This window comes from Bordetella genomosp. 5, from assembly GCF_002261315.1.
In the GTDB taxonomy this organism is placed as follows: Bacteria; Pseudomonadota; Gammaproteobacteria; order Burkholderiales; family Burkholderiaceae_B; genus Bordetella.
In genome coordinates this window covers 537,847-561,983 of sequence record NZ_NEVP01000001.1, presented here as the reverse complement: position 1 = coordinate 561,983, position 24,137 = coordinate 537,847, and the positions used below count along the sequence as shown (strand labels likewise).

27 protein-coding genes and 1 pseudogene are annotated in these 24,137 nt (G+C 69.0%); 20 read left to right on the top strand and 8 right to left on the bottom strand.

The features are described 5' to 3' along the window. Positions 1–101 precede the first annotated feature (101 nt). From CAL25_RS02615 to CAL25_RS02590, 6 genes are all read left to right on the top strand, one after another. Positions 102–578 carry a MarR family winged helix-turn-helix transcriptional regulator gene (locus CAL25_RS02615; protein ID WP_094798373.1) on the top strand — a complete coding sequence of 159 codons (477 nt, stop codon included), beginning with the start codon at positions 102–104 and terminating at the stop codon, positions 576–578. Positions 579–1,008: 430 nt separating this feature from the next. After that, positions 1,009–1,506: a 2,4'-dihydroxyacetophenone dioxygenase family protein gene (locus CAL25_RS02610; protein ID WP_170948386.1), complete on the top strand. Its 498-nt coding sequence runs from the start codon at positions 1,009–1,011 to the stop codon at positions 1,504–1,506. Continuing rightward, positions 1,484–2,245 (top strand): SDR family NAD(P)-dependent oxidoreductase, encoded by a 762-nt coding sequence (locus CAL25_RS02605; protein ID WP_094798372.1) that lies wholly within the window; start codon positions 1,484–1,486, stop codon positions 2,243–2,245. Before CAL25_RS02610 ends, CAL25_RS02605 begins: the two co-directional genes overlap by 23 nt. Positions 2,246–2,297: 52 nt before the next feature. After that, complete coding sequence (locus CAL25_RS02600) at positions 2,298–3,272, top strand: tripartite tricarboxylate transporter substrate binding protein (RefSeq protein WP_094798371.1); 975 nt, start codon at positions 2,298–2,300, stop codon at positions 3,270–3,272. Between the two features lie 153 nt (positions 3,273–3,425). Further along, entirely contained in the window at positions 3,426–4,145 is a 720-nt protein-coding gene (locus tag CAL25_RS02595) for an SDR family NAD(P)-dependent oxidoreductase (protein ID WP_094798370.1), read from the top strand. Between the two features lie 78 nt (positions 4,146–4,223). Then, positions 4,224–5,057 (top strand): IclR family transcriptional regulator, encoded by an 834-nt coding sequence (locus CAL25_RS02590; protein WP_094798369.1) that lies wholly within the window; start codon positions 4,224–4,226, stop codon positions 5,055–5,057. Between the two features lie 9 nt (positions 5,058–5,066). Here CAL25_RS02590 and CAL25_RS02585 read toward each other — a convergent pair whose 3' ends face one another. The 4 genes from CAL25_RS02585 to CAL25_RS02570 all read right to left on the bottom strand — a co-directional run bounded on the left by CAL25_RS02585 (position 5,067) and on the right by CAL25_RS02570 (position 8,161). Further along, a complete protein-coding gene (locus CAL25_RS02585; protein WP_094798368.1) occupies positions 5,067–5,855 on the bottom strand; it encodes a heme ABC transporter ATP-binding protein in 789 nt (262 codons plus the stop codon). Further along, entirely contained in the window at positions 5,852–6,898 is a 1,047-nt protein-coding gene (locus tag CAL25_RS02580) for a FecCD family ABC transporter permease (protein WP_094798367.1), read from the bottom strand. Before CAL25_RS02580 ends, CAL25_RS02585 begins: the two co-directional genes overlap by 4 nt. Further along, the gene (locus tag CAL25_RS02575) at positions 6,895–7,773 is read right to left on the bottom strand and encodes a heme/hemin ABC transporter substrate-binding protein (RefSeq protein WP_094798366.1); all 879 of its coding nucleotides are present in this window, start codon (positions 7,771–7,773) and stop codon (positions 6,895–6,897) included. Before CAL25_RS02575 ends, CAL25_RS02580 begins: the two co-directional genes overlap by 4 nt. A gap of 196 nt (positions 7,774–7,969) precedes the next feature. After that, positions 7,970–8,161, bottom strand: a complete 192-nt coding sequence (locus CAL25_RS02570) for a hypothetical protein (protein WP_094798365.1) — start codon at positions 8,159–8,161, stop codon at positions 7,970–7,972. A 271-nt stretch (positions 8,162–8,432) separates the two neighbouring features. Here CAL25_RS02570 and CAL25_RS02565 point away from each other — a divergent pair. The 4 genes and pseudogenes from CAL25_RS02565 to CAL25_RS02550 form a co-directional block, all read left to right on the top strand. Further along, positions 8,433–8,744: pseudogene (locus tag CAL25_RS02565) on the top strand (2Fe-2S iron-sulfur cluster-binding protein); the annotation flags it as partial. Positions 8,745–9,034: 290 nt separating this feature from the next. Continuing rightward, the gene (locus CAL25_RS02560) at positions 9,035–9,334 is read left to right on the top strand and encodes a ferredoxin (protein WP_094798364.1); all 300 of its coding nucleotides are present in this window, start codon (positions 9,035–9,037) and stop codon (positions 9,332–9,334) included. Between the two features lie 7 nt (positions 9,335–9,341). After that, a complete protein-coding gene (locus CAL25_RS02555) occupies positions 9,342–9,641 on the top strand; it encodes a 2Fe-2S iron-sulfur cluster-binding protein (protein WP_094798363.1) in 300 nt (99 codons plus the stop codon). Continuing rightward, entirely contained in the window at positions 9,638–10,567 is a 930-nt protein-coding gene (locus CAL25_RS02550) for an ornithine cyclodeaminase family protein (RefSeq protein WP_094798362.1), read from the top strand. The genes CAL25_RS02555 and CAL25_RS02550 overlap by 4 nt, the downstream gene beginning before the upstream one ends. 149 nt (positions 10,568–10,716) lie before the next feature. Here CAL25_RS02550 and CAL25_RS02545 read toward each other — a convergent pair whose 3' ends face one another. After that, a complete protein-coding gene (locus CAL25_RS02545; protein WP_094798361.1) occupies positions 10,717–11,436 on the bottom strand; it encodes a GntR family transcriptional regulator in 720 nt (239 codons plus the stop codon). Between the two features lie 86 nt (positions 11,437–11,522). Further along, positions 11,523–12,281, bottom strand: coding sequence for a sulfite exporter TauE/SafE family protein (locus tag CAL25_RS02540; RefSeq protein WP_432759216.1), 759 nt, complete (start codon positions 12,279–12,281; stop codon positions 11,523–11,525). 223 nt (positions 12,282–12,504) lie between these two features. Between CAL25_RS02540 and CAL25_RS02535 the strand changes: the two genes are divergently transcribed. The 8 genes from CAL25_RS02535 (at position 12,505) to CAL25_RS02500 (ending at position 21,119) form a co-directional block, all read left to right on the top strand. Further along, on the top strand, positions 12,505–14,019 hold the full coding sequence (locus CAL25_RS02535) for a hypothetical protein (protein ID WP_094798359.1): 1,515 nt from the start codon (positions 12,505–12,507) through the stop codon (positions 14,017–14,019). Positions 14,020–14,158: 139 nt separating this feature from the next. Beyond that, a complete protein-coding gene (locus tag CAL25_RS02530; RefSeq protein ID WP_094798358.1) occupies positions 14,159–14,890 on the top strand; it encodes a TenA family transcriptional regulator in 732 nt (243 codons plus the stop codon). Positions 14,891–14,963: 73 nt separating this feature from the next. Beyond that, positions 14,964–16,424, top strand: a complete 1,461-nt coding sequence (locus CAL25_RS02525; protein ID WP_094798357.1) for an aldehyde dehydrogenase family protein — start codon at positions 14,964–14,966, stop codon at positions 16,422–16,424. A 24-nt stretch (positions 16,425–16,448) separates the two neighbouring features. Then, entirely contained in the window at positions 16,449–16,928 is a 480-nt protein-coding gene (locus tag CAL25_RS02520) for a GlcG/HbpS family heme-binding protein (RefSeq protein WP_094798356.1), read from the top strand. A gap of 17 nt (positions 16,929–16,945) precedes the next feature. Further along, positions 16,946–17,974, top strand: coding sequence for a 2Fe-2S iron-sulfur cluster-binding protein (locus CAL25_RS02515; RefSeq protein WP_094798355.1), 1,029 nt, complete (start codon positions 16,946–16,948; stop codon positions 17,972–17,974). A gap of 256 nt (positions 17,975–18,230) precedes the next feature. Next, positions 18,231–19,265, top strand: coding sequence for a beta-propeller fold lactonase family protein (locus tag CAL25_RS02510; protein WP_094798354.1), 1,035 nt, complete (start codon positions 18,231–18,233; stop codon positions 19,263–19,265). Further along, positions 19,249–20,055, top strand: a complete 807-nt coding sequence (locus CAL25_RS02505; protein WP_094798353.1) for a polysaccharide deacetylase family protein — start codon at positions 19,249–19,251, stop codon at positions 20,053–20,055. Before CAL25_RS02510 ends, CAL25_RS02505 begins: the two co-directional genes overlap by 17 nt. Positions 20,056–20,066: 11 nt before the next feature. Then, positions 20,067–21,119: a sterol desaturase family protein gene (locus tag CAL25_RS02500; RefSeq protein WP_094798352.1), complete on the top strand. Its 1,053-nt coding sequence runs from the start codon at positions 20,067–20,069 to the stop codon at positions 21,117–21,119. Here CAL25_RS02500 and CAL25_RS02495 read toward each other — a convergent pair. Then, positions 21,079–21,588, bottom strand: a complete 510-nt coding sequence (locus CAL25_RS02495) for an acyl-CoA thioesterase (protein WP_094798351.1) — start codon at positions 21,586–21,588, stop codon at positions 21,079–21,081. The two genes, CAL25_RS02500 and CAL25_RS02495, sit on opposite strands and share 41 nt — an antisense overlap. Before the next feature lie 156 nt (positions 21,589–21,744). On the opposite strand from CAL25_RS02495, the gene CAL25_RS02490 reads away from it, so the two are divergent. Both CAL25_RS02490 and CAL25_RS02485 read left to right on the top strand, forming a co-directional pair. Continuing rightward, positions 21,745–22,368 (top strand): 2-hydroxychromene-2-carboxylate isomerase, encoded by a 624-nt coding sequence (locus tag CAL25_RS02490; RefSeq protein ID WP_170948362.1) that lies wholly within the window; start codon positions 21,745–21,747, stop codon positions 22,366–22,368. Between the two features lie 41 nt (positions 22,369–22,409). Further along, entirely contained in the window at positions 22,410–23,165 is a 756-nt protein-coding gene (locus CAL25_RS02485; RefSeq protein ID WP_094798349.1) for an SDR family oxidoreductase, read from the top strand. On the opposite strand, the gene puuE is transcribed toward CAL25_RS02485, so the two are convergent. Next, complete coding sequence (gene puuE / locus CAL25_RS02480; protein ID WP_094798348.1) at positions 23,162–24,136, bottom strand: allantoinase PuuE; 975 nt, start codon at positions 24,134–24,136, stop codon at positions 23,162–23,164. The two genes, CAL25_RS02485 and puuE, sit on opposite strands and share 4 nt — an antisense overlap. Position 24,137 lies beyond the last annotated feature (1 nt).

The window sequence follows — 24,137 nt, the reverse complement described above, 5'->3', positions numbered from 1 at the left end:
ATCAAATCTCGTCGCTCGCTTGCCACAAGGGGTCTTGCCGCGGTGACGCGTGTCTGTCCGCCTGTGGCAATATCCCGGCTCAACCCCTTACTGCACTCGCCATGACCGCGCAAAAATCCAAGAACGATACCCAAGTGCCGGCCCTGGAACGGTTTCTCACTTACCGTCTTCACGTCGTCAACAAAATCGCCGATCGCGACAGCGCCCAGGCCTACGCCGAACGCTGCCGTCTGCCCATCGGCGAGGCGCGCTGCCTGGCCGCCATCGGCCGCTACGCCCCGCTTTCCGTCAACGACCTCGCCATCGCGGCCAACCTCAACAAGGGCCAGGCCAGCCGCTGCGCGCAGGCGCTCACCGATGCGGGCCTGGTGCGCAAATCGGTCAGTCCCGAAGACGGCCGTGGCGTGGTGCTCAGCCCCACGGCACGCGGTCTCACGCGCTATCGGCAGATCGCGGCCGTGATGCAGGAACGCAATGACGAAGTGTTCGGCTGTCTTTCCGAGCGCGAGCAAAAGGCGCTGAGCCAGATGCTCGACAAGGTGCTGGCTCACCTCGACACCGCCGACATCGACGAATGATCGGTGCGCCGGCCCACGCGGCCGGCGCCGTCCTCGCCGTCGGGCCCCGCCGCGGGCCCCGGCTGCCCCGCCTCCATAGCACGCTGCGCCCGCGCCGGGCGTAGGTACGCCTGCTCCCGCCCCTGCCTGCCGGCCCGGCTCGGCTCGCCCGTGCATGCCGGCCCGCGCCGGCCCGGCTCGACACGCCCGCGCATGCCGGTCGTCGCCGGCTCGTCACGCTGCGCCCGTGCACGCTGGCCCCCGCCCTCGCCCGCTCGACTCGCCCCCGTCGTCTCGCCTCCTCCGCCCCCATACTGCGCTGCATCAGAGGGTAAGCCCCGGCTCGCCAGCGGCTCGCGTCTCGCTAAACTTGTCCATATCTCAGACATTTTGTCCATATAGTAGACAGGAGTGCCGAGCCGTGCCGATCGAGAAAGCCGACGCTGAACCGATGACCCCGTACCAGTACCCCAATCCGGTGGATGCGCTGCCGGAACTGGTGATCCCCCACGCGATTCCGACCGACGAGCGTCTCTGGGTCCCGCAGGCCGAGAACGTGTGGTTCCGCCCGCTCTGTCTGAACGCCAGCCAGGGCTACTGGATGAACCTGCTGCGCGTGCGCAAGTCCGGGGTGCTCAGCCGCCACCGCCATCCGCAGGCCGTGCATGGCTTCGTGCTCAAGGGCCGCTGGCGCTACCTCGAGCACGATTGGGAGGCCGTCGAAGGCAGCTACGTGTACGAGCCGCCCGGTGAGACCCACACGCTGTACGTGCCACCCGATGTCGAAGAGATGATCACTTACTTCCAGGTGAACGGCGTCATGTACTACACCGACCCCTGGGGCAAGGGCATGGGCTACGAAGACGTGTTCACCAAGATCGACATGTGCCGCAAGCACTTCAGCGACGTGGGCTTGGGCGAAGACTATGTGCGCCAGTTCATCCGCTGAGGCCCCGCCCCGGGTCGGCTACGACTTCGCCGGCCAGGTGGCGGTGGTGACCGGCGGCGCCAACGGCATCGGCGCCGAGGTCGTGCGCCACCTGCGCGCGCATGGCGCGCGGGTCGTGGTGTGGGACCTGCACCCGGCAGAAGCAGCGGTCGCCGAGGGGGCCGCGCTGCGCGTGGACGTGACCGATCGCGCCAGCGTCGGCGCGGCCTGCGCCGACACGCTGCGCCGCCACGGCGCCATCGGCATGCTCGTCAACAGCGCGGGCTACGCCGGACCCACGCTGCCGCTGGATCGGATCGATCCGGAGGTGTGGGACGCGATCGTGCGGGTCAACCTCACCGGCGTGTTCAACGTGTGCCGGGCGGTGGTGCCGGCCATGCGCGAGCGCAACGCCGGCCGCATCGTGAACATCGCTTCGCTCGCCGGCAAGGAGGGCACGCCCAACGCCGCCGCCTACAGCGCGGCCAAGGCCGGCGTGCTGGCGCTCACCAAATCGCTGGGCAAGGAGCTCGCGCTCACCGGCATCCGCGTGAATGCAGTGGCGCCCGCGGCCGTGCAGACCGAATTGCTGGCGCAGATGGCGCCCGAACACGTCCAGACCATGATCGCCAAGAGCCCGATGCAACGGCTCGGCGAAACGCAGGAGGTGGCCGAACTCGTGAGCTGGCTCTGCTCACCGGCCTGCTCGTTCAATACCGGCGCGGTGTTCGACCTGTCCGGAGGACGCGCCACGTACTGAAGCTTCACCTTCCGGACCGTCATACAACCAAAAACCGATCCTCGGAGAGACAATGAAACATCGTGCGTTCCACCGCTATCTCGGCGCCGCGTTGCTCGGCTGTGCCGCCACGCTCGGCCTGGCCGCCGCAGGCCATGCACAGTCCTATCCCGCGCGTCCCATCGAACTGGTCGTGCCGTTCGCGGCGGGCGGCGGCACCGACGCCATGGCGCGGGCGATGTCGGACGCCTCGCGTTCCCACCTGTCGCAGCCGCTGGTGGTGCTCAACAAGCCGGGCGCGGCCGGCGCCATCGGGCTCACCGAAGTCGCCAACGCCAAGGCCGACGGATACAAGCTCGCGCTGGTCACGGCCGACATGGTCATCATTCCGCACCTGAACCTCACCAAGACCACCTACCAGAACTTCACGCCGATTATCCAGCTCAACGCCGATCCGGCGGCGATCACCGTAAACGCCAACTCGCCCTACAACACGGTGGAAGAGTTTCTTGCGGCGGCACGCGCCAAACCGGAATCGATCCAGGTGGGCAATGCCGGCACGGGCTCGATCTGGCATCTGGCCACCGCCGCGCTCGAAGACAAGACCGGCGCGAAATTCGGCCACATCCCGTTCAATGGCGGCAATCCCGCCGTGCTCGCGCTGCTCGGCGGCCACATCGACGCGGTGTTCGTGAGCCCGGCCGAAGTGATCCAGTACGTGAAGGCGGGCAAGCTCAAGACCCTGGCCGTGATGGCCGACCAGCGCGTGACCGGGTTCGAGAACGTGCCCACGCTCAAGGAACGCAACGTCGACCTGTCGATCGGCACCTGGCGCGGCATCGCGGCGCCCAAGGGCACCCCGCAGCCGGTGCTCGACCAGCTCGGCAAGGCATTCCGCGCCGCCGCCGCCGAAAACAGCCTGAAGCGCTTCATGGCGGAACAGAACCTCGGCTACGTCGTGGCCGACCAGCAGACGTTCACCGCGCTGATGGAGCGTGACAACGCGACGTTCAAGAACCTGATCGACAAGTTCGGCCTGCGCCAGTAAGCGCACGTGCGGGCCGCGGGCCGGCCGGGGCGGGTAGCTCCGGCCGGGTAGCTCCGCGCCGACGGCCCATTGAAGCCATCCCCGCCGCGCCTCGCGCACCCGAAGCCGGAACGCGAGGCGCCTCATCCATCGACATCCTGTTGTAGAGCCCTCATGACATTCCAAGCAGATCTGTTCGCCGGCAAGACAGCGCTCGTCACCGGCGCCACGCAAGGAATCGGCGCCGCCGTGGCCAGCCGGCTGGCGGCACTGGGCGCGCGCACCATCGCGGTCGGCCTGCACTCCGACACGGCGACGCAGGCGGCGGGCGTCGAGGTGCGGCTCGCCGACGTCAGCGTCGCCGCCGACGTGCATCGCATCATGGAAGACCTCGAGACGCTCGACATCGTGGTCAACTGCGCCGGCGTGATCCGGCGCGGCGCGGAGCACGATCCCGATGTGTTCGAGCAGGTCCTCGCCGTCAACCTGACCGGCACGATGCGCGTCTGCAGCGCCGCGCGCGAGCGGCTGGCCCGCCGTGGCGGCTGCATCGTGAACACGGCGTCGATGCTGAGCTTCTTCGGCGGCTCGCTGGTGCCGGCGTATGCCGCGAGCAAGGGCGGCGTGGCGCAGCTCACCAAGTCGCTGGCCCTGGCCTATGCCGCCGACGGTATCCGCGTGAACGCCGTGGCGCCCGGCTGGATCGCCACGCCGCTCACCCAGGCCTTGCAGGAAGACCCCTTGCGCAGCGGCCCGATCCTCGCGCGCACGCCGCTCGGACGCTGGGGCCGCCCCGAAGACGTGGCGGAGGGCGTGGCGTTCCTGTGCACGCCGGCGGCATCGTTCATGACCGGCGTGATCCTGCCCGTGGATGGCGGCTATCTGGTCGCCTGACGGGCATACCCCAAGCGTCGCGCGCGGCGCGATGCGCTACGCTTGGGCCAGATTCGTTTTGTGCCTCGCCCTCAGTCCATGTCCAAGCTACCGTCCCGCGGCGTCGCCGCGGCTGCCACCCCCGTCGCGGGTACCGCGGCGTTCTCCAAGTTCACGCATGTGCTGCAGTCGGTGGCCGACACGCCCGAGCCCATGACCGTGGCCGAGCTCGCCAAGCGCTGCGGCTATCCACGGCCCACCGTCTACCGGCTCGTGGCGGCGCTCGTGGCGGAGCGGTTTCTGGTCGAACATCCGCAAACGGGCCGGCTCGGCCTGGGCCCGCGCCTGATCCAGCTCGCCAGCCGCAGCTGGGGCCGCTCGGAAATCCGGCTCGCGGCCGTCGAGGCGCTCAAGCAGCTGCGCGACGTGACGGGCGAAACGGTGCACCTGGCCGTGCCCAACGGCCCGCACATGGTCTACATCGAAAAACTCGAGAGCCCGAGCGCCGTGCAGATGAGCTCGCGCATCGGCACGACGGTGTCGCTGTACTCCACCGCGGTGGGCAAGGCCTGGCTGGCGATGCTCGGCACCGCGGAGTGCGACGCCGTGCTCGCCACCCTGCCCCAGCCGTTCGAGCAACACACGCCCAACACCGTGCGCGACCTCGCGGCACTCGTGCGCCAGCTGGACACCGTGCGCGCACGCGGCTGGTCGGTGGACGACGAAGAAAACGAGGCGGGCATCTATTGCTTCGGCGCGCCCATTCTCGGCCCCGACGGCGCGCCGGTGGCCGCCATCAGCGTGAGCACGCTGCGCTTTCGGCAAAAGCCGGACCCCGAGGCGGTGTACGTCGCGCCGCTGCTGCAGGCCAGCCGCGCCATCACGCAACGCATCGCGGATACGCCCGCGCTGTCGGGCAAGGGCGTGCTCTAGCCGCGCGGTTCAGCGCATCAGCACCAGCCGCCGCCCCGGCAGGATGGGGTGATCGATCACATCGGCGTCCACCTCGTACACCTCGCGCAGCAAGGCGGACGTGAGCACCTCGGCCGGCGGCCCGGCCGCGAGCAGGCGACCTTGCGCCAGCATCACCAGCCTGTCGCACCAGCGCGCGGCGAGATTCACGTCGTGCAGGATCACCAGCACGCCGACGCCCTCTTCGTGCGCCAGGCGCGTGGCCACCTGCAGCAGCTCGCCCTGATGGCGAGGATCGAGATTGGAGATGGGCTCGTCCAGAAGCAGATAGCGCGCCTGCCCCGCCTGGCGCCCGGCCCGGCACTGCGCCAGCACACGTGCGAACTGCACGCGCTGCTGCTCGCCGCCCGACAGCGCCAGATAACGGCGCGTCGCATGCTCCGTCATCCCGGCCAGCGCGAGCGCCTGCGTCACCAGGCCATCGACCTCGGCCGGCGTGAGCTCCGGGAACGGGTACGCGCCCATGGCCACGACCTCGGCCACCGGCAGATCGAAGCCCAGGCCGGGCTTTTGCGGCAGCACGGCGCGCAGGCGCGCCAGACGCCGAACCCCGAGGTCCTGCAGATCGACGCCGTCGAGCGAGAGCCGGCCCGCGCGCGGCGCCAGCTCACCGGCGAGGGCGCCGAGCAAGGTCGACTTGCCCGCGCCGTTGGCGCCCAGCAATGCCGTGACGGTGCCAGGCGCGAGGTCGAGCGTCAGGTCCGACAGCACGTCGCGTCCGCCGCGTGCGAGTACGAGTTGGCTGGCGGCGAGACTCATGCGCGCCCCCGCCCGGTCGCGAGCAACCAGAGAAAGAACGGGCCGCCCACCAGACTGGTGAGCAGGCCGATGGGCAACTCGGCCGGCACGACGAGCACGCGTGCCAGCCAGTCGGCCAGCACCAGCGCGAGCGCGCCGGCGAGCACCGACGCGGGCAACAGCCAGCGATGGTTCGCGCCCAGCGTCATGCGCACCAGATGCGGAACCACCAGCCCGATGAAACCGATGCCCCCGGTCGCGGCCACCAGCGGCCCCACCACCAGCGCGGTGGCGGCGATCAATCTGCGACGCACGGCGGCAAGCGCGAAGCCCAGATGCAGCGCTTCGCGCTCGCCCAGCAGCAACGCGTTCATCACGCGCCACTGGGTCAGCATCCAGCCGCCCCACAACAGGGTCCAGGGCGCGAGCAGCGTCAGCATGTCCCATTGCGCCCCCGCCAGGCTGCCCATGCTCCAGAAGGTGAGGCTGCGCAACTGCATGTCGTTGGCATTGAAGGTGAGCAGGCCGATGAAGCTGCCGGCCACGGCGTTGATCGCGATACCGGCCAGGAGCAGACCCGCCACGCCGGGTACGCGGCGGCCGAGGGCATAGGCGGCCGCGGTGGCCGCGAGGCTGCCGGCGAAGGCGGCCACCGCCGTGAGCATGAACCCGCCCGCGCCCAACACGATGGCCGCGACCGCACCCAGCGCGCCGCCGGCCGACACGCCCACGAGCCCGGGCTCGGCCAGCGGATTGCGAAACAGCGCCTGCATGGCCGCGCCGCACAGCGCGAGACCCGCGCCCGCGAGCAGTGCAAACAGCACCCGCGGCAGGCGGATATCGATGAATACGTTGCGCGCGAGACGATCGGCCGGATCGGCCAGGTCGGCGGCGGGGGTGGCGAGCAGGCGGGCGAGCTGGCCCAGCGGGATATCGACCGCGCCATTGGCGGCGGCGAGCAGCGCCGCGATCAGGGTCAGGACGGCCAATGCCGCCAGGATGGCGGGGCCCCGGCCGCGAGGCGCGGGATCGGGCGCCGGGGCGCCGGTCCCGCGTGCGCTCATCGCGCCCGCTCGCGCGACAGGGCGGCCACGCAGGGCGTTTCTTTTAGCTGACGGATCGCGTCGGGCAGGCGCGGGCCATTGCCCAGCGCGAGCAGAGGATCGAGGCCCACCACGCATTGCGATGCGCCCGCCGGCGTGGCGGCCGCGCCCGGAAGCGAGCGCAGCGCGGCGGCGTCCGGGGCCTGGCCGGTGGTCTGCGTCACCACGATGACCGCCGGCGCCAGCGCGCTCAGCGCCTCGGCGGACACCGGCTTGTAGCTTTTCTGGTCGTGCAGCACGTTGTTCAGGCCCGCTTCGCGCAAAAGCAGATCGGCCGCGGTGCCGCCGCCCGCGCCCATGTACACGCCGCCATTGCCCAGCAGCAGAAGCGCGGGCGCCTGCGCGGCCGGCAGGCGCGCGGCCGCGTCGAGACGGGTCTGCACGTCGCGCGCGAGCGTCTCGCCCTGGGCCGGGACGTCCAGCGCGGTGGCGATCTGCGTGATGCGTTGCTTGAGCGAGTCGATGCTGGCGCGATCGGAGACGGTCTCGACCTTGATGCCCAGATCGGCGAGCTTTTTCAGCGACGAAGGCGGGCCGGCCTGCTCCGAGGCGAGCACGAGATCCGGCTGCAGAGCCAGTACGCCCTCGACCGGCACCGCTCGGTAGTAACCCACGCGCGGCAGCTTCTGCGCGGCTTCGGGATACATGCTCGACAGGTCATTACCGACCAGACGTTCGCCCTGACCGAGCGCATAGACGATCTCGGTCACGGAACCGCCCAGCGTGACGATGCGCGCCGGGCCCGCGGCCTGGGCCGCGCTCGCCGCCAGAGCGGCTCCCAGCATGAAGGTGAGATGACGAACCAGGCGGACGGCGGGGCGAAGGCGGACAGACATGCGGCGGGTCACTCGTAAGGCGCGAAGAGGCGTAGACCTCATTCTGCCAGCTTGCGTCCGGCTACAGGAATCCAGCGCGCACCCCGGCCGCCCCGCCCGCCTCCGGCGGCGCTACGGGCGCTGCGCGCGCTGACGCGGCGGCTTCAGGACGACCGGCGCCATGGCTGGCGCGGCGCTCGATGCCCGCGCGGCACCGTCAGTGGGAATGGCAGGGCGTCTGCGGCGCCTGCTTGCGGTCTGCGGGCCGGGTGCCGCGGAACAATGCGACGAGCTCGGACCAACGGAACGGAATCAGCGGCGCACTGCGGCGCAGCGCGTTGCGCTGCTCGAAATGGGGAATCAGTTGGGCGCCAATGCGCGGTTCTTGGTGGGCGGAACGGGACTTCATGGCAAATACCTATTGCTTGAACTATGTATTCATTGTACCGATTTTCGGGGTGTCCTGCTTTCCCCTGTGCCGCGCACGTCACGCTGGCTTGATCTTGCGCAAACGCCTTGATTCCGCAGACGAATCCCTTCACGTGCGACGCGGCGCGCCGCCCGTGGTGCGGCGTCCGGTGTTAACCCTAGCTGGGTCCTCCCGCAGCAACGGTATACAATATTCATAACGCGCCCGATGCTCTGCGTCCGGCGCCAGACGAGCCTGGGAGAGGATGGCCATGCCGACCGTGGTATTTCGCAAGGGCGATGCGGTGCACACCGATGTCGTCAAGGACAACACCAACCTGGTGGTACGGGCCGGGATCAAGCAGTTTCCGTACCCCAACCTCAGCTATCAGTGCGGCATGGGCAAATGCGCCACCTGCGCCTGCCAGGTGCTGCACGGCGCCGAGCACCTGCCCCCGCCCAACTGGAAAGAAAAGAAGCAGCTGGGCGAGCGCGTCGAACAGGGCTGGCGTCTGGCCTGCCAGCTCTGGATCACGCACGACATCGAGCTCGCGCAGCCGGTGCGCACGGGTGCCGCCGCAGGGGCGGGCGTGGGTGTGGGCACGACCTTGCGTACCAGCCCGCCGTCCCCGGCCAAGCCGGCGTCCGGGCCCGCGGGTGGACCTGCCGCCGGGCAGCCGGCGTCCAATGCCGCCCCCCTGAGTGCCGCTCCGGCGAGTGCCGACCCGGCGAGGGCCGCCCCGGCACAGGCCGCCCCGACGAATACCGGCAAGGCCGAGGTCGCTCCGCTCAATGCCGACCCGGCCAATGCCGACAACCCGAACAACGCGCCCGACGCTTCCGCCCGCCGCGCCCCCGTACCGGAGACCGCAAAATGTTCGTGATTCTCACCAGCAAGCCCGGCCAGTTTCATACCGAGCCCGGCGAGGGGCTGCGCATCCTCGAGCGCTACGACTACCTCTTTTACGGCCGTTGCCTCGCCCGTTACGACATCGCCGCGCTCGACGCGCCGACGCGCGTGCGCATCGTCGAAGACGCGCCCCCGCACGTGGTCAATCTCGTGCCGAGCAAATTCCTCGAGCACTTCGACACGCTGGACGCCGCGCGCGGCGAACTCGGCCACCTCACCCATTTTGGCAGCATGCAGGCGGAGCTCGTCCGCCGGGAGCAGTGAGCATCACATGGTAGAGATCACCTTCATCAGCAACGGCGGCAAGGTCGTGCAGGCGCCTGAAAACAGCAATCTGCTGCGCGTGTCGCTCAAGGAGCAGGGAGGCATCCCGTTCAAGTGCGGCGGCGGCCTGTGCGGCACCTGCCGCTGCCTCATCGAGCAGGGACTCGAACACACCGACGCGGTCAAACCCAAAGAGCGCAAGCATCTGACCGAGCAAGACCTCGAACAGGGCTACCGCATGGCCTGCCAGACCTTCGTCAACGGCGACATCAAAGTGTCGTGGCAGCCCCGGACGGCGCCACGATGAAGCACCTCAGCGACGCGATGATCGAGGCCGTGCTGACGCCGGAGGACGCGCAGGCCACGCTGGCCGACGCCTTCGGCGCATTCGGCAAGGGCGAGGCCGCCATGCAACGGCGGGTGCGCACCGACGCGGCGGGCGTGAAGCTCTCCACGCTCGGCGCGGTGATCCCCGGGCAGGGCGTGGTGGGCGCCAAGGTCTACACCACGATCGCCGGGCAGTTCGAGTTCGTGATCCTGCTGTTCTCGGCACGCGATGGACGTCCGCTCGCCACGCTCGACGCGGCCGCCCTCACGCGCCGCCGCACGGCCGCGTGCACCGTGCTGGCCGCCGGCAAGCTGGCGCCGGCGGCGCCGCGCGTGCTTGGCCTGTTCGGCGCGGGCACGCAGGGGCGCGAACACGTGGCGCAGCTGTGCGCGCGCTTCGCCTTCGAGCAGGTGCTGGTCAATGATCCACACGCCCCGGCCGGGCTCGCGGACACGCTGGCACGGCAATGCGGGGTGCCGGTGGCGCTGGCCGAACCGCGCTCGCTCGCGGCGCAGGCCGACGTGCTCGTCACGGCCTCGCGCGCCACGACGCCACTGTTCGCGGGCGATGCGCTCAAAGCCGGCGCGTTCGTCGCGGCCATCGGATCGAGCCTGCCCACCACGCGCGAACTCGATGACCGCGCGCTCGTGCGCGCCCGCGCCATCGTGGTCGAATGGCGCGAGCAGACGCTGACGGAAGCCGGGGATCTGGTGCTCGCGGATCCGCGCTGCGGCGTGGCCGACAAGCTGGTGCAGCTCGATGCGGTGCTGGCGGGCGCGGCGGTGCGCCAGTCGCCCGAGGACATCGTGATCTACAAGTCGGTGGGCGTGGGGCTGGAAGATATTGCGCTGGCCGGCCTGGCCTATCGGCGCGCGGCCGAACGCGAGGGCTGGCCGCTGCCCTAATGCCTGGGGAAGGTGCCCGGCCAGCGGCGATCAGCGTGCGGTATGCGGTATTCGACGCGCGGCAACGACGTATACGGTGCCCGGCGAGCAGCGCCCGGCACGGCGCCGACGGGCATGCAGGCACGCCGCCGCGGACCCGCCGCCGCGCTTCAGGCGGCCGAGGGCTGCGCGTGCTTTTGCGCGTCGGTATAGGCGCGTGCGGCGTTGTGCACGTGCTGCGTGGCGAGCAGGGCGGCGAGCTCGCCGTTGCCCGCGATCACGGCGGCGAGAATCTGCGAATGCTCGTCCCAGTTCTGGCGGGCGCGCAGCATGTTGCTCGGCGCGAACAGCAGCGCCGTGCGATCCCGCAGCGAACGCATCAGATCGGTCAGGACCACATTGCCGGCGATCGTGGCCAGCATCTCGTGGAACTGCGAATTCAGGCCCAGGAACGCCTGCAGGTCATCGCCACGTACCGCGTCGGCGCCCTGTGCCAGAAAGGCCTGCAGGCGGGCGACGGTTTTGTCGTCGCGGCGCTGGGCGGCCAGCTTGGCGTTGAGCCCTTCAAGCGTGGCGCGCACTTCGACCATGTCGTAGGCGATCTCGTCGGACAGCACCGCCACCGAGGCGCCGCGGCGCGGCTCGATCGTGACCAGGCCTTCGGCCGCCAGCGCGCGCAAGGCTTCCCGCACCGGAATGCGCGACACCCCCATGTCTTCGGACAGGCGGCCTTCGATCAGGCGATCTCCGGGCGTGAACTCCCCGCTCAGGATGCGCTCGCGCAGGCGGTCGCGGATAACGGCGAACAGCGGCGTGTGCTGATCACCGATCTTCATGGACGAGGCGGAACCACTATCGATGGAGTGCATGCTGTAACCCGGGAGAGCCATGGCGCGTGGTGTGCAGGATGTGCAGAATGAATACTGCATCCATTGTAGACCCCGGGAGGCCGGACGCGGACGAACCGGCCCTCGCCTCAGGCACGCAGCGCGACCTGGCCCAGCACCACCAGCGCGCCACCCGCGCACAGCGCCAGCAGCACGCGGCGCACCGTGCGGGGCGCGAGCCAGGATTTCAGCCGCCCCGATAGCGCGAAGCCCAGCAGCAGGCAGGGCAGCAGGCACAGGCTCAACAGGAACTGCGGCAGCCCGTAGTGGCCGGTCAGATTCAGCATGCCGAGCGAAAACGACGCGCCGATGAACAGGATCACGCCGATCGTGGCGCGCAGCCGCGGCGGCGTCTCGTGCTGCATGATGAGTGCGAGCGGCGGCGCGCCGATGGAGGTCAGGGTGCCCATGATCCCGGAAGCCACCCCGGCGCCGCACAGGTTGCGCGGCGCATAGCGCAGCCGCAGCCCCGCCACGCTGATGGCCACGCCCGCCAGGATCGACAGGGCGAACAGCACCGCGAGCAGGTCCGGGGCGTAGTGCGACATGGCATAGACCGCGAATAGCGTCCCGAGACAGCGGCCGACCAGGGTGTGACCGACCGCGCGCCAATCGATGGCCGAGTGCTCACGGATGGCGCCCAGCAGCGAGATGAAGCCGCCGAGCGTAAGCAGCGGGCCCGGCGCCAGCGGCGGAAAGAACAGCGCCGCCACCGGCGCGGCCAGCATGGCGAAGCCCACGCCCCCGATGCCCTGCGCCACGGCCGCGGCCACCACCACGCCTGCCATCAGCAGCAGTTGCCAGACTTGGGGTTGGCCGGCCAGCCAGGGGAGGGTTGTCGTCAACATAATTTGGTATACGGTATGCAATGAATTATGGCGGCCAAGGCCCGATTGCTCAATGCCTGGGTAAACCCTGGGAAATGTGGCCGCAAGAGGAAGAAAATGCCGTGCGCGGGCCTAGCGTATTCCCTCAAATGGGCAGATAGCGCTGGTGAGTCGAAACGACAAAATATAGTATACCGTTTAACGCGGCCGATACGGCCCGATTAAAAGGTAAGGGGAAAGTCGCATGCAATCCGAAGTCGTACTCGGCGCCGCGCACTGGCTGTATCTCGCGAGCGTGGCCGCCATCATCCTCACGATGGTTCTGCGCGCCAACGTGGTGGTCCCCTCGGTGATCGGCACGTTTCTGGTGGTGCTGGCCTACACGGGGAATCCGATCAGCGGGCTGGTCGGCATCTTCAACGCCAGCTTTGTCGCTGCGCGCGAGCTGTTCAATATCTTCCTCGTCATCACCTTCATGACCGCGCTGCTCAATGCGCTCAAGGTGCTGCGCGCCGACGTGCGCATGGTTCAGCCGCTGCGCCGCGTGATGACCAACGGCCACGCCTCCTTCGTTATTCTCGCGGCCTGTACCTACGGCCTGTCGCTGTTCTTCTGGCCCACGCCCGCCGTGCCGCTGGTGTGCGCCATCCTGTTGCCCGCCGCCGTGGCCGCCGGCCTGCCGCCGCTGGCGGGCGCCATGGCGATCGCAATCGCGGGCCAGGGCATGGCGCTCTCGTCGGACTACGTGATCGGCGTCGCGCCCGGCATCAGCGCCAAGGCCGCCGGCGCCGCGGTCAGCGCCGCCGTGGTGGCCGACCGCGCGCTGGTGCTGTCGCTCGTGACCGGCGCGATCGCGCTGGTGATGACCTACCTCTTCATGCGGCGCCAGATCGTGCCCGGCAGTCCGGCGCTGCTGTCGGCCTGGCAGGCGCGGGCAGCGGGCGGCGCCGCCGAACCGCTCGAGCACGCCGGCACCTTCGACAAGGCCGAGCTCGCGCGCGGAACCAGTCAGCCCGCCGAGCCGCCGCACCGCACCGCTCATCTGGCGCGCTGGTCCACGGTGTTCGCCATCGTGACGCCGCTCACCTTCATGGGTGTGATCGTGCTGATGGCCGCGCCCAAGGCGCTGGGCGGCATGGCGGAGCTGCGCGGTGGCGATGCCGCGGCGCTGGTGGGCGGGGTGGCGTTCGTGCTCATGATGCTGGCCACGCTGGCCGCGGAAGGACCGCGACGCATGCTCGACGTCTGCCCCGAGCACGTGACCGACGGCTTCGTGTTCGCCTTCAAGGCCATGGGCTCGGTATTGCCGATCGCGGGTTTCTTCTTCGTGGGCGCGGCCGAGACGGCCGGCCCCATTCTGGGCGTGCCCACCGGCACGCATGCGCCGGGGCTGCTGTTCGAGCTGATCAGCGCCTCGCAACACCTGATCCCCGACAACCATCTGCTGGTGGGCTTCGGCATGCTGCTGGTCGGCATGATCACCGGCATCGACGGATCCGGTTTCGCCGGGCTGCCGCTGACCGGCACCCTGTCCGGCGCCCTGGGGCCGGTGGCCGGGATCGACCCCGCCACGCTCGCGGCGGTGGGGCAGATGGGCGCGGTCTGGACCGGCGGCGGCACCCTCATCGCCTGGTCGTCGCTCATCGCGGTGGCGGGATTCGCGCGGGTGCACGTGCTGGACATGGTGCGCGCGCTGATGCTGCCGGTGGTGCTGGCCCTGTGCGCCTCCACCCTGTTCGCGATGCTGATGTGGGCCTGAGCCGCGCGCGGCTCCGGGTTTATCCCGACAGACCCAAACTGCTTACAGTATACAATATCCACTAATGCAACCAGGCCGCAGGCGAAACCGTGTCGCCTTGCGGTGTCTTCCCCCTGACTGACCCGATTAGGAGCGAATCATGTCGGAACTGATGACCCGTGAAGAATTTCGCAGTGCCCTGGAAAACGCCATCAAGGGCAAGAGCGCCAATGCGTCGCCCTTCTCGATTGCGTGGGCCGGCGGCCAGCTGAGCCGCGAACACCTGGCTCGCTGGGCAGAAAATCACTACCACTACGTCGGCCCGTTCGCCGACTACCTGGCCTACATCTATGCCCGCACGCCCGACACGTACACCGAGGCCAAGGACTTCCTGCTGGCCAATATGTACGAAGAAGAGATCGGCGGCGACCGCCACACCGATCTGCTGATCCGATTTGCCGAAGCCTGCGGCACCACCCGCGAGCGCGTGACCAGCGCCGACAACATGTCGCCCACCACGCGCGGCCTGCAGAGCTGGTGCTACTCGGTCGCCATGCGCGAAGACCCCATCGTGGCCGTCGCCGGTCTGGTGGTCGGCCTGGAATCCCAGGTGCCGTCGATCTACCGCAAGCAAACCCCGACGCTGCGCGACAAATACGGCTTCACCGACGAAGAGGTCGAGTTCTTCGATCTGCACATCGTGTCCGACGAAATCCACGGCGAGCGTGGCTACCAGATCGTCCTCGAGCACGCCAACACGCCCGAGCTGCAGCAGCGCTGCCTGAAGATCTGCGAAGTGGGCGCGCAGATGCGTCTGCTCTACACGACCGCGCTGTACACCGACTACGTGCAGGGCGACATCACGCTCGACGAACTCAAGCGCGCCGCCTGAGCTTCCCGACGAACCCGCTGGCGGCGCGGTGCGATCCGCGCCGCGCCGCCGGCCCCGACACCGTGAGGCCAGCGTGCAAGACTTGCAACAGCAGACTTTCCTGAACTACATCGGCGGCGCCTGGGTGCCCTGCGCCTCGGGCAAGACCGCGCCGAATCGCAATCCGGCCGATACGCGCGAGGTGGTCGGCCACTTCCAGATGTCGGCCGCCGAAGACGGCGAGCGCGCCGTGGCCGCCGCGCAGACCGCGTTCGACGCCTGGAAGGCCACCTCGATCACCAAGCGCGCCGGCATCCTGAACCGCGCCGCCGACTGGCTCGAGAGCCGCGCCGACCAGATCGGCAACGAGCTCATGCGCGAGGAGGGCAAGGCCGCCAACCTCGCACGCGACGAGGTCGTGCGCTCGGCCCAGACCCTGCGTTTCTATGCCGCCGAGGGCCAATCGCTGGCCGGCGAAACCTTCGTCAACGACGATCCCGATATGGTGGTCTACACCCAGCGCGAACCTTTGGGCGTGGTCACCGTGATTTCCCCCTGGAACTTCCCGATCTCGATCCCGGCGCGCAAGATCGCCCCCGCCCTGATCACGGGCAACACCGTGGTGTTCAAGCCCTCTTCCGACGCGCCGCTCTCCGGCCTGCGCCTGGCCGAGGCGCTGATCGAGGCGGGCCTGCCCGCGGGCGTGCTGAACTTCATCACCGGACCGGCCGGCGCCGTGGGCGAGGCCATCACCCGCAACAAGGCGGTGCGCGCCGTGTCGTTCACCGGCTCCACCCAGGCGGGCGAGCAGATCCACCGCGCGGTCGACATGAGCACGCGCACGCAGATGGAGCTGGGCGGCAAGAATCCCCTCATCGTCATGGCCGACGCGGATCTCGATCGCGCCGTCGACCTGGTCATCAAGGGCGGCTTTTCGCTGTCGGGGCAGGCGTGTACCGGCACCAGCCGCGTGCTGGTCGACGCCCCCGTGAAGGCCGCGTTCACCGAGAAGCTGCTGGCGCGCGTCGCCAGGCTCACGGTCGGCAACAGCGCGACGGGCAGCCACGATCTCGGTCCGCTCGCCACCGCGCGCCAGCTCGACACGGTGCTGGGCTACCTCGACATCGGCAAACAGGAGGCGCGCCTGCTGTGTGGCGGCGAGCAGCTGAAAGACGGCGATTTCGCCCACGGCTATTACGTCACGCCGGCGGTGTTCGACGACGTGGCGCGTGACGCCCGCATCGCGCGCGAAGAGATCTTCGGCCCGGTCATTGCGCTGATCGAGGTGCAGGGCTACGACGACGCCATCGCCTGCGCCAACGACACCGAGTACGGTCTGGCCGCCGCGATCGCCACCACCAATGCGCAATATGCGCACCGTTTCGCGCGCGACATCCAGGCGGGCACCGTGAAGATCAATCGCACCACCACGGGCAATCTGATCAACGCGCCGTTCGGCGGCCTCAAGCGTTCGTCGACCTCCACCTTCCGTGAATCCGGCCGCATCGGGCTGGAGTTCTACACGCAGATCAAGACGGTCTATCGCGCCGGCTGAGCCGCCTCAACAGGAATCGCAGCAATGAAAAAAGTCTATCGCCTGGAACTCGAAGAAGCGCGCGTCATGATCGCCGCGGCCATCGCCAAGTCCGAAGAAATCGGCGTGCTCGAATCGATCTGCATCGTCGACGACGGCGGCTATCCGATCGCGCTCGAACGCATGAACGGCGCGCGCATCACCGGCCCGCAGATCGCCTGGAACAAGGCGTTCACCGCCGCGGGCCACAAGCGCTCCACCCATCTGTTCAATACGCCGCCCAACGGCCCGGCGCTGCCGGGCAACGAAGCCTTCGGCATTCAGTGGAGCTTCGACGGCAAGTTCGCCGTCTTCGTGGGCGGCTTTCCGATCGTGATCGACGACGAGGTCGTGGGCGGGGTCGGCCTGTCGGGCGGCAACGGCGAACAGGACACGAAGGCCGGCCTGGCCGCGCTGCAGGCGCTGGCCGACATGCTGGCCGAACAAGGTCTGAAGGTCACCGTGACCGCCGACATCAAGAAGTGATCACGCCGGGGACTGCCATGAACCATCGCATCGAACTGATCCAGCCCGACGGCGCGCGCGCGTGCTTCACGGCCGCCCCCGACGAATCCCTGCTCGAAGCCGCCGACCGGGCCGGCGTCGCGCTGCCGCGCGAATGCACGTTCGGCGGTTGCGGCACCTGCCGCATCCATGTCGACGCGGGCAGCGTGGCGTACGAGGAGTTTCCGATGGCGCTCACGCCCGAGGAGGCCGAACTGGGCTACGCCCTGGCCTGTCAGGCGCGGGCCTGCTCCGATCTGGTGATTCAGCGGGCGAGCGGTCCGGCGCTGGCCGAGCCCTGCGAGCTTGCCGCGCGGGTGCACAGCATCGGCACCCTGAGCGCGGATGTCTGGAAGATCGTGCTGCAGGTCGATCCGGCCGCGCTGCCGGCCTGCCTGCCCGGACAGTACGTCAATGTGCTGCTGCCGGGCGAAGCCGGCACCCGCAGCTTCTCGCTCGCCTCCGCCAGCGGCCGCGACGCGGGCCTGCTCGAACTGCACGTGCGCCGCATCCCGGGCGGCCTCTTCACCGATGGCGTGCTCGCCGCCACCCGTCCGGGCGATGCCTGGCGCATCGAGGCGCCGCTGGGCGGCTTCTGCTATCACGAACGCGACTATCGGCCGCTCGTGATGGTGGCCACCGGTACCGGCCTGGCGCCGATCCGCGCCATCCTCGAATCGATGTTCGACACCGGCGAGTGTCCGCCCGTCACCCTCTACTGGGGCGGGCGCACCGAGGCCGACCTCTATCTGCAGGACGAGATCGCGCAGTGGGCGCAGCGCCTGGACGACTTCAGCTTCGTGCCGGTGCTCTCGCGCGGCGACGCCGGCTGGACCGGCCGCCGGGGCTATGTGCAGGATGCCGTGCTGCAGGACATCCCCGATCTGTCGGAGCATGCGATCTACCTCTGCGGCTCGCCCCACATGATCGCGGATGCCAAGGCCGCGTTCCTCGCCCACGGTGCCAGCGGCGACCATCTCTACAGCGACGCGTTCCTGTTCCAACGGGGGCTGGCCGAGGCGGCCTGAACCGGCGCCGCCGGGCGCTTCCTGGGCAGCTTCTCCAGCCTCAAAAAACGGTGTAACAACAACAACTTAGGGCGGAAATTTGTTGCTGAACGGCAACAGGAGACGGGGTTTGCTGACACCGCCCTGAGCGGCGCACTTTTACGCCGCGCGCTATGACAAAATAGCGCCGCGAGCATCGCCGCGCCGGCATGCCGCGCACAGGCCGCCCCGCCTTTCGGGCGGGCGCGTCGACTACACCTTTACGGTATTGCTCATCTTGAATCCCCTGCATCTGATCCGTTGCGCCGTGCTTGGCGCGGGGATGGTCCTGGGCGCGGCGACCGTCGCCGCCCCGGCAGCCGCCGCTCCGGCAGCCGCCGCTCCGGGAGCCGCGGCTCCGATCTTCGTCCTGAACTCGTTGAACGCCAACGTCAGCATCATCGACCCGGCCACCTACACCGAGATCAAGCGCGTGCCCACCGGCAAGGAACCGCACCACCTGTACCTCACGCCCGACGAGCAATCGCTGATGGTGGCCAATGCCACCTCCGACACGATCACGCTGCTCGATCCGCGCACCGGCGACGTGCAGCGCACGCTGACCGGCATCGTCGATCCGTACCAGCTGCGCTTCTCGCCCGACATGAAGTGGTTCATCACGGCCGCCAACCGGCTCGACCACATCGACATCTACGCCTATCAGCCGCAAGGCAAGACCTTCGACCTGAAGCTGGTCAAGCGCGTGCCGGCGGGCAAGACGCCCAGCCACATCGCGATCGACAGCAAGAGCCGCGTCACCTACGTATCGCTGCAGGACAGCGATCAGGTGATCGCCATCGATCTGGCCACGCAGGCGCCGCTCTGGACCATGCCGGTCGGCAAGACGCCCGCCGACGTCTACGTGACGCCCGACGACAAGACGCTGCTGGTCGCCCTCACCGGCGACAGCTACGTCGAGGCCTACGACATCACGGTCAAGCCGGCCAAGCTGATCAAGCGCATCAAGACCGCGGCCGGCGCGCACGCGTTCCGCATCCAGGGCGACGGCCGCCACATCTTCGTGAGCAACCGCACCGCCAACAGCATCAGCCGCATCGACATGAAGACGCTCGAAACGGTCGACACCTTCCCGGTGCCGGGCGGCCCCGACTGCATGGACATCCTGGCCGACGGCAAGACCCTGCTCGTCACCTCGCGCTGGGCCGGCAAGCTGACCGTGGTCGACCTCGAGAAAAAGACCGTAAGCCAGCAGGTCAAGGTGGGCAAATCGCCGCACGGTGTCTGGACCCTCAACCATGCGGCCACGCACTGAGTCCGCCCGCCTGATCGCGGCGGCGCTGGCGCTGGCCGTGGGCACCGCCGCGCTCGCGCCGGCGCGGGCCGCGCCCGCCTGCGACAAGCCGGTGTACCTCACGTTCGATACCGGCCACATGGGCGTGGCCGATCTCGTGGCCGACGTACTCAAACGCCACGGCGTGCACGCCACGTTCTTCCTGGCCAACGAGCGCACCCTGACCGACGGTGGCAGCCTGGACGACCATTGGGCGCCCTGGTGGAAGGCACGCGTGGCCGAAGGCCATGCCTTCGGCTCGCACACCTACGATCATGTGTACTGGCGCGGCGACCTGCCCGATGGCCAGTTCCGCGTGCGGGCCAGCGCCGGCCCGCAGGCCGACCAGAATCGCACCTTCACCGCCGCGCAGTATTGCGACGAGATCAAGCGCTCCACCGCGCGCTTCACGGCCATGACCGGCGCGCGCATGCTGCCGATCTACCGCGCCCCCGGCGGCAAGACCTCGCCCGCGCTGCTGGCGGCGGCGCGCGCCTGCGGTTACGCCCACGTGGGCTGGGCCGACGCCGGCTTCCTCGGTGACGAGCTGCCCAGCGACAAATTCCCCAACGCCAGGCTGCTGGACCAGGCGCTGCGCCGCATCCAGCCGGGCGACATCCTGCTCGCGCACCTGGGCATCTGGTCGCGCAAGGATCCCTGGGCGCCCGCCGTACTCGAACCCCTGATCACCGGCCTGCAGAAAAAAGGCTTCTGCTTCGCCACCCTGGCCGACCATCCCGCCTACGCGGCGTGGTACGCCAAGCACCCCTGAGTCATCGCACCATGGATCACCTGGCCCAGCTTTTCTCCACCTGTCAGCAATGGCTGTTCGAGACGGTCGTGCAGCCGGCGCTGTTCCATCTCGGCATGTCTAACTTCATCGAAGATGCCTACGACGCCACGATGTGGTTGCTGGTGGGCCTGATCCAGGTGGCGGTGCTGGTGCTCGTCTTCGGTCCGCTGCAGCGCCTGCGGCCGGTCGAAGCGGTGCGCGACCGCCAGCAGGTGTGGGTCGACGTGCTGTACACGCTGGTGCATCGCCTGGGGCTGTTTCGCGTGGCGCTGTTCTTTGCGGTGGACCCGCTCTTCGACGCGATGTTCGGCCAGTTCCATCTGTGGGGCCTGGCCACGTTCCAGCTCGATCAGGTGTGGCCCGGCGTGACCGACGGCCCGTGGGTGAGCCTGCTGCTCTACCTGCTGCTCTTCGATCTGGTCGATTATCTGTATCACCGCGCCCAGCATCGCTACGCCTGGCTCTGGGCGCTGCACTCGCTGCATCACAGCCAGCGCCAGATGACGATGTGGAGCGACAACCGCAATCATCTGCTCGACGACATGCTGCGCGACGCGCTCATCGTGGTGGTGTCGCAGCTGGTGGGCGTGCCGCCCGCGCAGTTCGTGGCCATCGTGGCCATCACCCAGCTGGTCGAGAGCCTGTCGCACGCCAACCTGCGCGTGGGCTTCGGCCGCTGGGGTTCGCGCATCCTGACGGGGCCGCGCTTTCATCGTGAGCATCATTCGATCGCCTACGATGCGTCGTCGCCGGGCCCGGTGGGCGGCTACAACTTCGCGCCGCTGTTTCCGATCTGGGACATCCTGGGCCGGACCGCGCGCTTCAACGGCCAGTATGGCCCCACCGGCATCCACGATCAGCTGCCCGAGAACGGCGGCCACGACTACGGCCGTGGTTTCTGGGCCCAGCAGTGGCGTGGCCTGGAGCGCCTGTTCGGCCGCCAGGCGCGCTCGGGCGGCGGCGTGCCGCCCGCGGCCGGCGATCCGCCGGCCCCCGCCGAGATCAGCTCGACGCCCCCGGCGCAACGTGCGCCTGCTTCTTGATGGCGTCGTGGCGGTTTTCCATTTCCTGGCGTAGCGCGCGGCGCTGCTTGGCCGCCTCGAAGCGCTGACGCTCTTCGAGCGTGCGCAGCTCGAGCTGCGGCACCGGCGTGGGCTGGCCATCGTCGCCCACCGCCACCATCGTGAAATAGCAGCTGTTGGTGTGGCGCACGAGCTTGCGCCGGATGTCTTCGGTGACCACCTTGATGCCGATCTCCATCGAGGTACGGCCGGTGTAGTTCACCGAGGCCAGGAACGTGACCAGCTCCCCCACGTGGATGGGCTCGCGGAACACCACCTGATCCACCGACAGCGTGACCACGTACTGGCCCGCGTAGCGGCTGGCACAGGCGTATGCCACCTGGTCGAGGTATTTGAGAATCGTGCCGCCGTGCACATTGCCCGAAAAGTTCGCCATGTCGGGCGTCATCAGGATGGTCATCGAAAGCTGGTGGCTGAAGGCGTCGTCCATGGCGGTCTTGCGCGGAGTGAGAAAGCGTAATGGTACTGGCTCGCCCCGCGCCGCACCATCGCGCGCTGCCTTGCGGTTGAAACCGCGGGCGGCCGACCGTATGCTTGGGCGGCCGGCCCGCCCACTGCGCGGACCTCACCCGTTGGGAGTGTGCTCTTGAACGCGTCTGCCTCCGCCCCGTCCCGCATCGAGATGTGGTTCGACTTTGCCAGCCCCTACAGCTATCTCGCCATCGCCCGCCTCGCGCCCCTGGCGCAGCAGGCCGGCGTCGAGGTCGCGCTGCGGCCCTTTCTGCTGGGCCCGATTTTCCAGGCGCAGGGCTGGAACGACTCGCCGTTTCGCCTGTTCCCGGGCAAGGGCGCCTACATGATGCGCGACGTCGCGCGCCTGGCCGATAAATACGGCCTGACCTACGTGCGCCCCTCGGTGTTCCCGCGCATGGGCGTGCTGCCGTCGCGCGTGGCGCTGCTCGGCCAGGATCAAGCCTGGGGCCCGGCATTCTGCCGCGCCGTGTTCGAGGCCAACTTCAGCGCCGACCGCGAGATCCAGGATGAGGGGGTGGTGCGCGATATCCTGCTCGGGCTCTCGCTCGATGCCGATACGCTCATCGCCGAGGCCAAGACCGAACACACCAAGGAAGCGCTGCGGCGGCAGGTCGAGCAGGCGCGCCAGCACGGGATCTTCGGCGCGCCGACCTTTCTCGTCGACGGCGAAATGTTCTGGGGCAACGATCGTCTCGAAGACGCGCTGGACTGGGCCCGGCGCCCCGCCCGCGCCTGAGCTTGGTACGCTTGGGCTCTCATTCCCCGGAGTTTCCTGTCATGCCTCTCGAGCAACCCGTCATGATCATCACCGGCGCGAGCCGGGGCATCGGCGCGGCCTGCGCGCGCCTGGCCGCGCGGCGCGGCTATGCCGTGTGCATCAACTATCGCGAACGCGAAGCGCCGGCGCAGGCGGTGGCCGATGCGATCCGCGCCGACGGCGGGACCGCGATGGTCGTGCAGGCCGACGTGGCCGACGACGCGCAGGTCATCGCGCTGTTCGCGCGGGTGCAACAGGAATGGGGCCGGCTCGACGGCCTCATCAACAATGCCGGCGTGCTCGAACGCCAGATGCGTGTCGAAGACATGGACGCCGCGCGCGTGAATCGCATCCTGGCGACCAACGTGACCGGACCGCTGGTGTGCGCACGCGAAGCGATCCGTCTGATGGCGCCGCGTCACGGCGGGCAGGGCGGCGTGATCGTCAACGTGTCCTCGGCCGCCGCGCGGCTGGGCTCCGCCGGCGAATACGTGGATTACGCGGCCTCCAAAGGCGCGCTCGACACCTTCACCATCGGCCTGTCGCGCGAGGTGGCCGCCGATCAGATCCGCGTCAATGCCGTGCGGCCGGGCTTCATCTATACCGAAATGCACGCGCTGGGCGGCGAGCCCGGGCGGGTCGACCGGCTCAAGGACTCGATCCCGCTGCAGCGCGGCGGCACGCCCGAAGAAGTGGCCGGCGCGGTGATGTGGTTCTTTTCGGACGAGGCGGGCTACACCACGGGCTCGTTCATCGAAGTATCCGGCGGGCGCTAGCCGCCGGGCGCGGGGCTCCCCGGCGCCGGGTGCGCGGCACGCCAGTGCCGCGCGATATCGATGCGGCGGCAGATCCACACCCGATCGTGCGCCGCGAGATGGTCCAGAAAGCGCTTGAGCGCGGTGATGCGGCCCGGCCGTCCTAGCAGCCGGCAGTGCATGCCGATGCTCATCATGCGGGGCGTCTCGGCGCCTTCCTCGTACAAGGTATCGAAGCTGTCCTTCAGATACTGGAAAAACGGATCGGCGTGCGAATAGCCCTGCGGCAGCGCGAAGCGCATGTCGTTGCAATCGAGCGTGTACGGCACGATCAACTGCTGCGCCGTGCCGCCGTCGCTGCGGGTCACCGGCATCCAGAACGGCAGGTCATCACCGTAATAGTCGCTGTCGTACGCGAAGCCGCCCTCGTCGGCCACCAGACGCCGCGTGCGCGGGCTGTCGCGGCCCGTGTACCAGCCCAGCGGCCGTGTGCCGGTGAGGGCGGTGATGGCCTCGATCGCCTGCCGCATGTGCGTACGTTCGGTGTCTTCATCGACCTCCTGATAGGAGATCCAGCGCCAGCCGTGGCAGGCCACCTCGTGGCCCTGTTCCACCAGCGCCGCGGCAAGCTGCGGGTGGCGGGCGAGCGCCATGCCCACGCCGAAGACGGTCAGCGGCAGGCCGCGCCGCTCGAACTCGCGCAGGATGCGCCACACGCCCACGCGCGATCCGTATTCGTAGATGCTCTCCATGCTCATGTGGCGCGCGGCGTAGCTGGCGGGATTGAACATCTCCGACAGAAACTGCTCCGAGCCCGCGTCGCCATGCAGCACGCTGTTTTCGCCGCCCTCTTCGTAGTTGAGCACGAACTGCACCGCCACCCGCGCCTGGCCGGGCCAGCACGCCTGCGGCGGATTGCGGCCGTACCCGATCAGATCGCGCGGGTAGCCGGCGGGCGGAAGGAGGCCATTCGGAAGCGGGTGATGGGGCATG